Here is a 14,244-nt window from a genome sequence, read left to right as displayed (position 1 = left end):
GCTCAACCGTTCAGTTCGTGGGGCAGGCGTATTTCACCAGATTTGGAAGTCTTTTCCAGAGTTTCCTTAACGATCCAGGTGATTGACTGCATAACCCCGTCAGGCAGGATAAATAGCCATTCCCCTGCACACGCCTTTCTCGAGCCGAAGGCCATGAAAACAAAGGGGGAGCCACGTGCGGCAAGCTCTCGGTGTGAGGACCGCACACTCGAAGCCTCGATGCTTTCTAGGAGAGGACGTAGACCGACAATAAAGAAGGAACGAGCACACCACGCACGCTAAAACCAATAATACAAGCAACATCAGTTGCAGATCACCCTTACTTTATTTCAAGTAACCAACGAAGCATTCTTGCGAATTTCTCGCGAGCGTATAGACACTAAGCCAGCGCATTAGCGGCCGATTCATCATTCACTTTATCAACCCTCAGAAACATGCTCGGCACCGCTCATTGCACCGCCTTTTAAACACCGCATGCAGGAGACTAAACACCGGAACCCTGATGCGCAAACAAACGCTATGTGTTTTAAAATAAATGACATGCGTATCTGATAGCTGACAAAAAGACCGTCTACCATCGACTAACGATCTTCTTCGCCACTGCCGATATCGACCGCCACTTTCCCCCCTTTTATTTTATAGGATGGTTTTACCAACCCGATGCAGGACTGCGCGACAAAGAGAACCCGCACAGTCCAGCCTCCCATCGGTCTGACGCCCTACAGTCAAAAAAGCCCTTTCTCGCAAAAGGCCGCAAACCCCGAAAAATCGTTGCTGAAAAGGGTGGCGTCACAGGCAAACCGACGAACAGCCGTCTCTCCCTTCGGAACGAACCGCCTGCCATCCGTCACGATCCTGACGGCGACCGCTCTAAACCAGCTATCGACAAGCAAGCCACCGCCCCGCATCAAACTATCTGGACATCAGCACTCAAGCAGCGCTAAGCGGTTGATTTGAGTAGCCCTCGGCTTTGCTGTTAAATAGACGCGTGTCGCTACTGACGTGCCGCTTGGCTGTAGCGCATAGGCTGACTCACCGTTCGTGCATTACGCCTCCTATTATTCAGAAGCGTACCGAGCGTAATCAGCTATTTCCTCGTGATCCGTCTTAATGTGAGTTTATTAAAATGTTGAAAATCGTCCACTTGCTAACAGGTGCAGCTGCCCTGCTCCTTTCCTTCATCCCTAGCCTGCGTAGTGAAGCCCTGTCTTCTTACCTCCTGCAACCCGATGCGCTTTACCTGGCGCTTTTCGGCTTACTCAACCTGTTACTTGCCCCCGTCATCCCTTACTGGAACAGAGGCCCACGTCATCAGCTGCAAAATCTGGTCAGCGGTCTTCTCGTGCTTGCCGTCATCCTTCAAACCTTGACCTTGCTTGTTCCACTGCAAACCATTGCTGGCCAACCGGCGATCATTGTCAGCCTGATCAGCGTCCTTATTGCAGTGCTGCTGCATTTGGCCGTCAGCTTCTATCAATCGTCACCTTCGCCAGCTGCACAAAGCCACGACATGACCAACCGCGATACCGGGACCGTCAAGTGGTTCAACACATCCAAAGGGTTCGGCTTCATTTCCCGCGACTCCGGCGATGATATTTTCGTCCACTTCCGCGCTATTCGGGGCGAAGGCCATCGCGTACTGGTAGAAGGCCAGCGCGTCGAGTTCTCAGTCATGAATCGCGATAAAGGCCTGCAAGCCGAAGACGTGATTGCAGCACTGCCACGTCGCTAAAATCACCCACACCAAAAAAACCCGCCTCTCTTTACGAGATCGCGGGTTTTTTATCGGCCAGAAAAAATCAGTAGTGCGGAGGCGGCGCCTCCTCCTCGAACGTATCGAACTGATTGCCGGCTTCTTCCTGACGTTTAAGCAGTGCAGCCATCTGCAACTGCAAACGCTCGACCACACGCTGCTGGGTGACCAGAACATCATTGAGCGACTGAATCGTGTCGTCCTGGAAGGCCAATCGACTTTCCAACTCGTTAATACGCTGTTCAAGGCTCATGCGTGTTCCTCCTCGAAATGGAAATCATCTGTCAATACCGACTGTAAGCGATCGCGGAGGGCAGACAGTTGTTGGCCAGTATAAGGCTCTGCCGGATGCTTACCCCAAACAGGCGCGGGCCACGCTGCATCTTCCCGATAACGAACGATAACGTGCATATGTAGCTGGCTAACGATATTTCCCAATGCCGCGACATTGAGCTTGTCGGCATTGAATGCATCGCTGAGCGCTTTCGAGAGCGCAGTGGTCTCCTGCCACAGTTGCAACTGATCCGCCGCGTCCAACTGGAACAATTCACTGATGCCTGCGCGGCGCGGCACAAGAATGAACCATGGGTAATTCGAATCATTGGATAACAACAAACGACACAAGGGGAAATCGCCAAGGGGCACAGTATCTTGCGCCAGACGCGGATCTAGAACGAACACCGCAAAACTCCTGATCAACTGGTTAGTTTTTAGCTAGACGCCCCGAACCGCGGAGTCATCCAGCAATACCCCGCAGGATACGCGGGAATGGGTCGTCATTCACTGCCGACCCTCAATCTGGACACCCGGCGACCCACGCAGGCCAGCCTGCACACTGGGCCACAGACCAAAAACCCTGAAAGACACCCGCAGGGCGCGCGCAACGCGCCATTTGCACTGATTTGGCACACTATGCCCCTCTCGGCAAGGCCTGATACTGCCCCTTGAATGTAGATCAGTTTCCAGTCAGACAGCCCAAAAAGATGCTGCCTGGTCATTTTTTGGCAACAAAAGGTCAGCGAAACTGCCGTCCCTACGCCTTATAGTCGACCCCAAGGACCTAACATCAAGCACGCTAGTAACACCGCGCACCAAAAAGACTCACTTTTCCTTTCAACCCGGCGCCACCCACGCTGAATCTACCCAACACGTCAGACCGACCGGTAACGCTTTTAAGGCCCTCAGCGGGTTGCCCCGCATTTTTCAGGTTTTTTTTCAAAAAAAATATGAAATAAAAACGATATAAATCAAATACTTAATTAAAAAACAAAGCTTCACAATGATGATTTGTGAAAAAAATGTCATCGCTTATGATCTTTGTGCACGGTTGTTGCTTTGTCACACACCAGAGTCCGCCAGAGTGCTAGCTACTCAGCAAACACATCTGGAGACGAATAAAAACGGCAACACACGATCCAGGGACTGTTTGAATCGCTGTGCATAGAATATTTTCACCTATGCTTAAGCCCTCAAAAAATACCGCCGTAGTTGTGGGGTTTGATAACAGGAGCTACACAATTGCGACATGGACAACCTACATTTGCGACACCGCCGCACAGATACCGAAAGGATAGGTTTGTAACTATCGCCAACATGGTCAGCGTGATATAAGTTTGCGCCGACACAAAAAGAAAGAGCCTCCCAGATAAAAAAACAGGTGGGATGGCGGCAACTCTTCTTAAAAAACCAAAGGAGCAAATCACGATGAGAGTGATGAAGTGGAGCGCATTGGCCCTGGCTGTAACTGCAGGCAGCACCCAACTGGCAACGGCTGCGGCATTCGTCAGTGACCAAGCCGATTCGAAGGGCTTTGTAGAAGACAGCAAGCTGAACTTGCTGCTTCGTAACTACTACTTCAACCGTGATAACAAGAACGGTGGGGCAGACCAGAAGGACTGGACTCAAGGTTTCCATGGCGTCTTCAGCTCTGGCTACACCCAGGGTACTGTCGGTGTCGGTGTTGATGCATTCGGTTACCTCGGCCTGAAACTTGACGGTCAAGACAAGTATGCCGGTTCAGGCAACCTGGCACTCGACCGTGATGCCGCTGGCAATAAAAGCAACGAAGACTCGTTCGGCAAAGCCGGCGCTGCTATCAAATTCCGTATTTCCAAAACAGAATTGAAAGTCGGCGACATGCAGCCTACAACCAGCCCGGTATTCGCGGTTGGCGGCTCTCGCTTGCTGCCACAGACTGCCAGCGGCTTCCAGTTGCAGAGCAGCGAACTCAAAGGTCTTGATCTTGAGGCTGGCCATTTCTACTCTTCAACTAGCCAGGACACGACCAAGCGCGATGGCGAGCTGTGGGCTCAATACGCTAACGTCACCACTAAATCCGCAGACTTCGTCGGTGGCAAATACGCCATTAGCGACAGCCTGACCGCTTCGCTGTACGGCGCCAAGCTGGAAGATCTGTGGAACCAGTACTACGCCAACGTGAACTATTCACTGCCATTGACTGATGCACAGGCTCTGGCTTTCGATTTCAACATCTATCGCACCACCGATACCGGTAGCGCGAAAGCTGGCGAAATCAGCAACACCACGTTCTCCCTGGCTGCTGCGTACTCGTTCCTGACCGCACACACCGTCACCCTTTCTTTCCAGAAAGTGAATGGCGATACCCCGTTCGACTACGTCGGTGTGGGTAACGACAACAAAGGTGGCGATTCGATTTTCCTGGCCAACTCCATCCAGTACTCCGACTTTAACGGTCCTGGTGAGCGGTCCTGGCAGGCTCGTTACGACCTGAACATGGCTTCCTACGGCGTCCCTGGTCTGAGCTTCATGACCCGTTACGCTACTGGTGACAACATCGACGGCACCCGCATGGCCGCTGATAGCCCTTACCAGGCCTACGGTTACGGTGCAGACGGCAAGCACCACGAAACCAACCTTGAAGCCAAGTATGTTGTTCAGACTGGCCCGGCAAAAGACCTCTCCTTCCGTATTCGTCAAGCTTGGCACACCGCCAATGCTGACCAGGCTGAAGGCGACGTCAAAGAGTTCCGTCTGATCGTCGACTACCCGATTTCGGTTCTGTAAACACAGTCCGCGTCTCGTAATCAAAAAACCCGGCTCAGGCCGGGTTTTTTACGCCGTTTTTTCAGGCAACACTTTTTAAGCAGGCAGAACGGCGTTCGTTGTACCAGCCTTACCCTGTACGCAACGGGATCACCCCCGTACAATGCGAGGTCATTTCTAGTCTCAGCAACCGACAACGGCCTACCATGCGTACCAGTCAATATTTGCTCGCCACACAGAAAGAAACCCCTTCCGATGCGGTCGTCGTCAGCCACCAGCTGATGCTGCGTGCCGGCATGATCCGCAAACTCGCTTCCGGCCTTTATACCTGGCTCCCCATGGGCTTGCGGGTTTTGCGCAAGGTCGAAGCTGTCGTTCGTGAAGAGATGAACGCTGCTGGCGCGCTCGAAGTATTGATGCCTGGCATCCAGCCTGCAGAGTTGTGGCAGGAATCAGGGCGCTGGGAACAGTACGGCCCAGAATTGCTGCGCATGAAAGATCGACATAACCGTGAATTCTGTGCGGGCCCGACCCACGAAGAAGTCATCACCGATCTGGCACGCAACGAGCTCAACAGCTATAAGCAGCTGCCGATCAACCTGTATCAGATCCAGACCAAATTCCGCGATGAAACCCGCCCACGCTTTGGCGTGATGCGTGGCCGCGAATTCATCATGAAAGACGCGTACTCCTTCCATGTCGACCAGGCTTCGCTTCAGGCTACCTACGACCGGATGCATCAGGCGTACTGCAACGTATTCACGCGCCTGGGCCTGAACTTCCGCCCGGTCGAAGCCGATAACGGCTCCATCGGCGGCGCGGGCTCTCATGAGTTTCACGTACTGGCCGAGTCTGGCGAAGACGACATCGCATTCAGCGACAGCTCCGATTACGCCGCGAACATTGAGAAAGCCGAGGCCGTTCCACGCGAACAGTCACGCCAGGCACCCACTGAAGAACTGCGCCTGATCGACACACCAAACGCCAAGACCATCGCGCAACTGGTGGAAGGCTTCAACCTGCCGATTGAAAAGACCATCAAAACCCTGGTGGTCCATGCAGCTGAAGAAGGCAAATTGATCGCGCTGATCATTCGTGGCGACCACGAGCTCAACGAAATCAAAGCCGCCAACCTGCCACAGGTCGCCAGCCCGCTGGTCATGGCGTCCGAATCCGAACTGCGTGACGCCATCGGCGCTGGCGCAGGCTCGCTTGGCCCGTTGAATCTGCCACTGCCTTGCATCATCGACCGCTCCGTCGAACTGATGAGCGATTTTGGCATCGGCGCCAACATCGACGACAAGCACTACTTTGGCGTCAACTGGGAACGCGACCTGCCGGTTCCCGCAGTGGCCGACCTGCGCAACGTGGTAGCTGGCGACCCAAGCCCGGACGGCAAGGGCACGCTGGAAATCAAACGCGGCATCGAAGTCGGGCACATTTTCCAACTGGGCACCAAGTACAGCGAAGCCTTGAAGTGCCAGGTGCTTGGCGAAAACGGCAAGCCTGTAACCCTGACCATGGGCTGTTATGGCATTGGTGTTTCTCGCGTGGTGGCAGCCGCCATCGAGCAGAACAACGATGAAAACGGGATCATCTGGAACGATGCCCTGGCACCTTTCCAGATTGCCCTGGTGCCATTGCGCTATGAAACCGAGGCAGTGCGCGAAGCAACCGACACGCTGTACGCCGAACTGACCGCAGCCGGCTTTGAAGTGCTGCTGGATGATCGCGACAAAAAAACCAGCCCCGGCAATAAATTCGCAGACATGGAACTGATCGGCATTCCGCACCGCATAGTGGTCAGCGACCGCGGCCTTGCAGAAGGTAACCTTGAGTACAAGAGCCGTACCGAAGCTCAGACGCAAGCCTTGCCTGTGGCCGACGTCCTGTCCTTTCTTCAAGCCCGCATCCGCCGCTGAGTCCGGGGCGCGCACGTGAAAGCGTGTGCGCCCTCGCCATCGACGCATGACAAGGCAAGACCCGCACTTTCCGTATCAAGAGATCACATGCTCAAGCGAAGCACCTTAAGCCTCGGCAGTGCCGCACTGTGCGGCACCCTGCTCGTCAGCGGTTGTGCCAACCACTTGTCACCACGCAGCGAGCACGAAGAGCGCGTCGAGCGCAAATTGCTCAATCACAGCCTGCAAGTCGATATCGGTGAGCCCAAGATGCTTGAGCTGCCGCAACGTCGCGTGCGGATTCATGATCAAAAGACGTTCGAAGTCACCGAGTTCGAAGTCACCCGCAACTATGATCGCTATACCCCTTACCAACCTTGGCGCGAGACCTATGAAATCCCGCTGGGCGCCGTTGCAGTGGTGGGCGGTATAGGGGCCAATATTCTCAACGTGGTCATGCTTGGACGCTTACCGGACAGCATGACCAAAGACTGGATCAGTTACGGTTTTGCCGGGCTCAATCCGTTCATGAACGTGCAGTCCCATGGCCGGGCGCAGCAGAACCTTTCCAGTATTGATGAGGTTCAGCACGACAAGCGGGTTGAGTATTCGAGCCTGCCATGGAGCGAACGCCCGGTCGAGGTCAAGGCAGGCGCGCGCACTTACGATCTGACAACCGATCGCAATGGGGTATTGCGCCTGAACCTGCTCGACAGCCCTTTTGCCGAACAGGAACTCAATCACATCACACGCTTGCAGATCAGTGTCGCGGACGATCAGGACAATGCACGCATCAGCGCCACCCTGCCGATCAGCAATTCATTGCGCGGCAAATTGCGCGAAGCTCACGCATTGATCTACGACGACCTGGAGGATGACGAAGTCAGCCAATGGGTGCACCGGGTCAAACGTCTCTCGGAGCTGGGCATGGAAGAAGAAGCCAGCGAGCTGGAACAAAGCCTGATCGAACTGACGCGCAACGACCCCGAACTGCAACAGCAATTTCTTAAATCGCTGACCAAAGACGCCGGGCGCCTGGTGGCCGATCCAGGGCCGAGCAGCTAACGCGTAAACAACTCCAACTGCTCATGGGCACCGCGTAGATCCTGCAGACGTACGCCGATGCCCAATAAGCGCACCGGCTTATCACCTCGAGCGAACGCCTGGGTCAGCAGTTGTTCAAAACCATCCAGATCACGCCCCGCCCCTGACTGCTCCAGGGTAGTTTGAGTGAAGTCATGAAACTTCACTTTGACGAAAGGCTTACCCGCTCTGTAGCTGTCGTCCACGCGCGCCATTCGCCCAGCAAGCGTTGCGAGTAACTCCGGCAGTTTTTCCAGACAGCTGGCCAGATCCGGCAAATCCGTGTCGTAGGTGTTTTCGACGCTTACCGACTGACGCCGACTATCGTTCTGCACCGGCCGATCATCAATCCCGCGCGCCAGACTCCACAACCGCTCACCAAACGTGCCGAACTCGCGCACCAAGGCCAATTTATTCCAGTCGCGCAGGTCCGTGCAGGTGGTGATACCCAGTCGGCCTAGCTTGTCCGCGGTCACCTTGCCGACGCCGTGCAACTTGCTCACCGGCAATGTGGCGACGAACGCTTCTACTTGATCCGGGGTAATCACAAACAGACCGTTGGGCTTTTTCCAGTCACTGGCAATTTTTGCGAGGAATTTGTTAGGAGCCACCCCGGCCGACACCGTGATGTGCAGTTGATTGGAGACACGGCGACGGATGTCCTGAGCGATTCGGGTCGCACTCCCCGAAAAATGGCTGCTGTCCGAGACGTCCAGAAAAGCCTCATCCAATGACAGAGGCTCGATCAGATCGGTGTAATCGCGAAAAATGGTCTGAATTTCACGGGAAGCCTCTTTATAAGCATCCATGCGCGGCTTGACGATGGTCAGGTCGGGGCACAGCGTCAAGGCATGCCTGGACGACATGGCCGAGCGCACGCCATAAGCCCGCGCCTCATAGTTGCAGGTGGCTATCACTCCGCGCCGGTCCGCCGAACCGCCTACCGCCAACGGCTTGGCAGCAAGACGTGGATCGTCGCGCATTTCGATGGCGGCGTAGAAGCAGTCACAGTCGACGTGGATGATTTTGCGCTGCGTCATGAGGTGCGGTTATGAATGCTGTGGGCTGCGCAGTATCTCACCCACGCTGAAATGTGGCACTCACGATACTGAAAGCAATGTACGAAAGGTCGGAAAAAATGACCTTAATCACCCTGTCAGGTCCGCCCTGTGCGCCCTCAAGCCGATTCGCGCACTCTATTGGCATCGCTAAGCGATTGAAGGAAAAGCACTTTTCTGAAATTAACAATTGACAGCCCGGCGTTCCACTGTAGAATGCCGACACACAGACGCGGGATGGAGCAGTCTGGTAGCTCGTCGGGCTCATAACCCGAAGGTCGTCGGTTCAAATCCGGCTCCCGCAACCAAACATCAAACAAGGCTACTCGAAAGAGTGGCCTTTTTTGTGCCTGCGACTTCATCACATCCAACCTTGCCCTCCCCCTTCGCTGTGGAGCGGACAGGAATAGACCGATGAGAGACAAAGGACACCCATCAGGAAAACCCTTTGCGCACCGAGCACTTAACCGATCCGACAGGTTATTTACGCTTATTTGTCGCTTATGCCGCATTAACGATTGACACCCCACCGTTCCACTGTAGAATGCCGCCACACAGACGCGGGATGGAGCAGTCTGGTAGCTCGTCGGGCTCATAACCCGAAGGTCGTCGGTTCAAATCCGGCTCCCGCAACCAAATATCAGAAAAGGCTACTCGAAAGAGTGGCCTTTTTTGTGCCTGACCGAAAAGCATCGGAACAGTGATCAGAAACACTTGTCAGAATTGTCGATCCAGAGGATAGGTATCTGTCGGCCAAATAGCCGGCTGAAACGAATCCGCTACATTCGTCCTGTAGACTGTGACACGCTAATATTTCGAAATATTTTCTGCGTAGGGATTGGTAACTTGTCTGTATACCTCCATCCTGTCGCGCACGATCCAAGGAGTGATTGATGCGCGCCAATTCGTCCGATTCCAATGAACCTGTCACCGCCACTCAACCGATTGCGCCGACTCGTTTGCACTGGTTGGAACTGCTGAGCAAATATCGCCAACCCTTGGGCCTCGCGGTAACGTTGCTTCTGTTCTCTATTGCGCTGATCGCCTGTCGCCACCTATTGAGTGAGCTGGACCTCTACGCCCTGCACGATTCGCTGCTGAGCGTTCCGCTGCCTGCATTGGGAGGCGCCCTGGCCGCGACTGCCGTCGGCTTTGTGGTGCTACTGGGCTATGAGTGGTCGGCCAGTCGCTACGCCAACGTTCAACTCCCTCCACGCACGTTGGTCCTCGGCGGCTTTACCGCGTTCGCGATTGGTAACGCAGTAGGACTGTCGCTGCTGTCTGGCGGATCGGTTCGCTACCGGCTTTACGCTCGTCATGGTCTGGGCGCTGTAGAAGTCGCGCGCATGACCTTATTTGCAAGCCTTTCACTTGGCTGCGCCCTGCCCCCGCTTGCAGCCTTGGCAACCCTGAGCAATCTGCCAGCCGCTTCCGTTGCCCTGCATTTGCACACGTCGGTGCTTGCGTCGGTGGCCGTGACAATTCTCGCACTCAGTGCATTGTTGGCCGTAGGCATCTACCGCCGTCGCCTGCCTGAACAGCCGATCCCGCACAACCTCCTGGTCCGCGCAGGGCGTCGCACTCTGCGCCTGCCTGGCCTGAACCTGACGTTGATGCAATTGGTCATCACTGCGCTGGACGTCGGCGCTGCAGCCATCGTGCTTTATTTGTTACTGCCCGACGCGCCGCCCTTTGGCGCCTTCTTGCTGGTCTATCTGCTTGCCCTGGCCGCAGGCGTGCTCAGCCATGTACCCGGTGGTGTAGGCGTGTTCGAGGCGATTTTGCTCGCCGCCTTTGCCGATCAACTGGGCGCCGCACCGTTGGCAGCCGCCTTGCTGCTTTATCGCCTGATTTATGTGGTCCTGCCGTTATTGCTGGCGTGCGTGGCATTGTTGGTCACTGAAGCCCAACGCGTGTTGCCCACCCGCAAAGCTATACGCGTTGCTTCGGGTCTGGCTGCGCCGATCCTGGCGTTGCTGGTGTTTCTGTCGGGTGTGGTCCTGTTGTTTTCCGGCGCCACACCTGAAATCGATACGCGCTTGAAACACGTTGGCTTTTTAATCCCGCACCGCCTGATTGATGCCTCGCACTTTGGCGCCAGCTTGATTGGCGTATTGTGCTTGTTGCTGGCCCAAGGTCTGCGCCGCCGTCTATCGGCGGCATGGATGCTGACGACCGTACTGCTCGTGGTCGGCGCACTGCTGTCTCTGCTCAAGGGCTTCGACTGGGAAGAGGCCAGCCTGCTGACCCTGACCGCCGGGCTGCTGGGGATCTTCCGGCATTCGTTTTATCGGCCCAGTCGCTTGCTTGAGTTGCCATTCTCGCCGCTGTATCTGGTGGCCAGCATGTGCGTACTGGGGGCATCGATCTGGCTGCTCTTGTTCGCCTATCAAGACGTACCGTACAGCCATCAGCTCTGGTGGCAGTTCACCCTCAACTCCGATGCCCCGCGGGCCTTGCGCTCAGCCTTGGGCAGCGCGGTATTGCTGGTGATCGTTTCACTGACCTGGCTATTGCGCACCGCACGTCCGGTCATTACCTTGCCCAATGCCGAAGAACTGGCCAAAGCCGCCGAGATCGTGAATGCTTCCGATCAGCCCGATGGCGGCCTTGTATTGACCGGTGACAAAGCACTGCTGCTACACCCTAGCGGCAAGGCCTTCTTGATGTACGCACGTCGTGGCCGAAGCCTGGTGGCCTTGTATGACCCGATTGGCCCAACGCAGCAACGCGCAGAGCTTATCTGGCAATTCCGCGACCTGTGTGACATCCATCATGCTCGACCGGTGTTCTATCAGGTGCGCGCGGAGAATCTGCCGTTCTACATGGACATCGGCTTGACGGCGATCAAACTGGGCGAAGAAGCACGGGTCGACCTGAAGCGTTTTGACATCGACGCCAAAGGCAAGGAAATGAAAGACCTGCGCTATACCTGGAACCGCGGTGGGCGAGATGGCCTGTCGCTGGAGATCCATGAGGTCGGTCAGGCACCGCTGGACGAACTGAAGGTGATTTCAGATGCCTGGCTCACTGGCAAGAATGTCCGAGAGAAAGGCTTCTCCCTGGGCCGCTTCAGCCCGCAATATTTGCAGCATTTCCGTATAGCGATCATCCATTTCGAAGGCAAGCCTGTCGCGTTCGCCAACCTGCTGGAAACATCCCGACATGAACTGGCCAGCCTGGATTTGATGCGCGCTCACCCCGACGCACCCAAACTGACCATGGAATTTATGATGGTCGGCTTGATTCTGCACTATAAAGAGCAAGGTTATGGACGCTTCAGCTTGGGCATGGTGCCGCTTTCCGGCCTGCAACCGCGACGCGGTGCACCCTTGACCCAGCGTCTTGGCTCAATGGTATTCCGCCGTGGCGAGCAACTGTATAACTTCCAAGGCTTGCGCCGCTTCAAAGACAAGTTCCAGCCTGACTGGGAACCCCGTTATATGGCCGTGCCCGCCGGACTTGATCCGCTCGTGGCGCTGGCTGACACTGCCGCCCTGATTGCAGGCGGCCTGACCGGATTGGTGAAACGCTGATGATTCAACGCTACTGGCGATTTTTGCTCGCAGCCCTGATTGTTCTAGCACTGGTACTTGGCTTTTGGTTGTGGAACCGTCCCGAGCCTGAAGCAAGTCTCGAACACCTGACACTCGAGAATGGTGCCGCGCTGACTCGGGTCTTGCCCGGCACCAGCGCCAACGCCTACGTTGCCTTGGCCGTCCTGGCGGATGAAGGCCTGACGGACAAGCAACTGCTGGCACTGAGTCAGGACGCCGACGCCGAAGTCGTGCAGGTAACCCTGCCCAAGGACAACTGCGCCCTGCAGCAGCAAACCCTCAACGCAGGCATAGAAAAGCTCAACGACGCGCCCACACTGGTCGCGGGCATCGGTCCGGGCGCAACCCTGGCCTGGCGCTGGCTGGCGGGACAAACCGACGACAAGGCTCAAGCGATCTCGGTAGGTTTCTCGCTCGAGCCACCTGGCTGCAATGACGATCTGCCAAAAACTGCCGCACATGGCCACTGGCTGGTTGCCTGGAACGACGGCCCGGATGATGCCGCCGCTACCTTCGTGCGTGATCAACCCAATGCCGAGAACAGCATCAGCGACTACGACATCCACCTGCCACAGGTACTCAACAGCCAGCTTCGCCACCAATTGGTCGCCGATGACAATGATGGCGGCCTGAACATTCCAGTGGTGGAGGTACCGGCCGGACAGACGACTGACACCGTGACCCTGTTCCTTTCCGGGGACGGTGGCTGGCGCGACCTGGACCGTGACGTGGCAGGTGAAATGGCCAAGATCGGCTACCCGGTGGTCGGCATCGACACCCTGCGTTACTACTGGCAGCACAAGTCTCCTGAACAAAGCGCCCTGGACCTTACCGAATTAATGGCGCACTACCGGCAGAAATGGGGCACCAAGCGTTTCGTGCTGACCGGCTATTCGTTCGGCGCCGATGTGCTGCCGGCGATCTATAACCGCCTGGCCCCTGATGAGCAAAAACGCGTCGACGTGATCATCTTGCTGGCATTCGCGCGCAGCGGCAGTTTCGAGATCATGGTCGAGGGTTGGCTGGGGACTGCAGGCAAGGAAGCACCCACAGGACCTGAGATGGCTAAGCTGCCCGCTGAAAAAGTGCTGTGCGTTTATGGTGCGGAAGAGGATGCCGAGAGCGGTTGCACCGAAGCGACCGCGGTTGGCGAAAAGCTCAAGCTGCCGGGCGGGCACCACTTCGATGAAAACTACCCGGCCCTGGCCAGGCGCATGATCGATGCCATTGAGAAGCGCCAAGGGAAAACCTCAGCCAAACAAGGCTGACCCAGACCGGCATCGCGCCCCACCAACAAAAAGTCCCCGCAGCTTTGCAGCTCGGGGACTTTTTCGTTTCTGTGCCTTACCTGTCTAGCCTTACATCTCTACCTGGGTGCCCAACTCGATCACCCTGTTGAACGGCAGATTGAAGAAGCGCAGGTTGCCGTTGGCGTTCTTGAGCATGAACGCGAACAACGCCTCACGCCAGCGCGCCATACCCTCTAGCTTGGCGGCGACGATGGTCTCGCGGCTGAGGAAGTACGTGGTGCGCATCGGACTGAAGTCCAGCTCGTCCAGATGACACAGCTTCAGCGCGGCGGGCACATCCGGCTCATCCATGAAACCAAAGTGCAGAACCACCCGATAGAACCCCTCGCCATACCCCTCGACTTCGAAACGTCGACTCGTCGGGACGCGCGGCGAGTCCTCGTAAACCACCGTCAGCAGCACCACCTGCTCATGCAATACCTGGTTGTGCAGCAGGTTGTGCAACAAGGCGTGCGGCACTGCGTCGGGGCGAGCGGTCAAGAACACCGCTGTACCTTGCACCCGATGCGGCGGTTGCACACGAATACTGCTGATAAAGATCGGCAATGGCAGCCCCCC

General features: G+C 56.1%; 9 protein-coding genes, 2 tRNA genes and 1 pseudogene. 8 read left to right on the top strand and 4 right to left on the bottom strand.

Features of this window, described 5'->3' with window-relative positions; genetic code table 11:
* Window positions 1-1,126: 1,126 nt before the first annotated feature.
* Entirely contained in the window at window positions 1,127-1,732 is a 606-nt protein-coding gene (locus K0F75_RS26045) for a cold-shock protein (RefSeq protein WP_219061295.1), read from the top strand.
* 67 nt (window positions 1,733-1,799) lie between these two features.
* Here the strand turns inward: K0F75_RS26045 and K0F75_RS07930 are convergent, their stop codons facing one another.
* Together K0F75_RS07930 and K0F75_RS07925 are read right to left on the bottom strand one after the other, a co-directional pair.
* A complete protein-coding gene (locus tag K0F75_RS07930; protein WP_219061294.1) occupies window positions 1,800-2,006 on the bottom strand; it encodes a SlyX family protein in 207 nt (68 codons plus the stop codon).
* Window positions 2,003-2,434 carry an HIT domain-containing protein gene (locus tag K0F75_RS07925; RefSeq protein ID WP_219061293.1) on the bottom strand — a complete coding sequence of 144 codons (432 nt, stop codon included), beginning with the start codon at window positions 2,432-2,434 and terminating at the stop codon, window positions 2,003-2,005. Before K0F75_RS07925 ends, K0F75_RS07930 begins: the two co-directional genes overlap by 4 nt.
* A 1,023-nt stretch (window positions 2,435-3,457) precedes the next feature.
* Here K0F75_RS07925 and K0F75_RS07920 point away from each other — a divergent pair.
* The 3 genes from K0F75_RS07920 (at window position 3,458) to K0F75_RS07910 (ending at window position 7,743) form a co-directional block, all read left to right on the top strand.
* Window positions 3,458-4,798, top strand: a complete 1,341-nt coding sequence (locus tag K0F75_RS07920) for an OprD family porin (RefSeq protein ID WP_219061292.1) — start codon at window positions 3,458-3,460, stop codon at window positions 4,796-4,798.
* Between the two features lie 185 nt (window positions 4,799-4,983).
* Window positions 4,984-6,699: a proline--tRNA ligase gene (locus tag K0F75_RS07915; RefSeq protein WP_219061291.1), complete on the top strand. Its 1,716-nt coding sequence runs from the start codon at window positions 4,984-4,986 to the stop codon at window positions 6,697-6,699.
* A gap of 87 nt (window positions 6,700-6,786) precedes the next feature.
* Window positions 6,787-7,743: a hypothetical protein gene (locus tag K0F75_RS07910; RefSeq protein ID WP_219061290.1), complete on the top strand. Its 957-nt coding sequence runs from the start codon at window positions 6,787-6,789 to the stop codon at window positions 7,741-7,743.
* Here K0F75_RS07910 and dinB read toward each other — a convergent pair.
* Window positions 7,740-8,801 carry a DNA polymerase IV gene (gene dinB / locus K0F75_RS07905; RefSeq protein WP_219061289.1) on the bottom strand — a complete coding sequence of 354 codons (1,062 nt, stop codon included), beginning with the start codon at window positions 8,799-8,801 and terminating at the stop codon, window positions 7,740-7,742. The genes K0F75_RS07910 and dinB overlap by 4 nt on opposite strands.
* 249 nt (window positions 8,802-9,050) lie before the next feature.
* Here dinB and K0F75_RS07900 point away from each other — a divergent pair.
* From K0F75_RS07900 to K0F75_RS07885, 4 genes are all read left to right on the top strand, one after another.
* A tRNA-Met gene (locus K0F75_RS07900) sits at window positions 9,051-9,127 on the top strand.
* Between the two features lie 251 nt (window positions 9,128-9,378).
* Window positions 9,379-9,455 (top strand) — tRNA-Met (locus tag K0F75_RS07895).
* Window positions 9,456-9,712: 257 nt separating this feature from the next.
* Window positions 9,713-12,355, top strand: coding sequence for a bifunctional lysylphosphatidylglycerol flippase/synthetase MprF (mprF, locus tag K0F75_RS07890; protein WP_219061288.1), 2,643 nt, complete (start codon window positions 9,713-9,715; stop codon window positions 12,353-12,355).
* The gene (locus K0F75_RS07885) at window positions 12,355-13,644 is read left to right on the top strand and encodes a virulence factor family protein (RefSeq protein WP_219061287.1); all 1,290 of its coding nucleotides are present in this window, start codon (window positions 12,355-12,357) and stop codon (window positions 13,642-13,644) included. Before mprF ends, K0F75_RS07885 begins: the two co-directional genes overlap by 1 nt.
* A gap of 90 nt (window positions 13,645-13,734) precedes the next feature.
* Here K0F75_RS07885 and K0F75_RS25625 read toward each other — a convergent pair.
* A pseudogene (locus K0F75_RS25625) lies at window positions 13,735-14,244 on the bottom strand (KUP/HAK/KT family potassium transporter); the annotation flags it as partial.

Source organism: Pseudomonas sp. UMAB-08 (genome assembly GCF_900095225.1).
In the GTDB taxonomy this organism is placed as follows: domain Bacteria; phylum Pseudomonadota; class Gammaproteobacteria; order Pseudomonadales; family Pseudomonadaceae; genus Aquipseudomonas.
The sequence above is the reverse complement of the archived record's forward strand: the minus strand, read 5'-3'. Positions and strand labels throughout refer to the sequence as shown.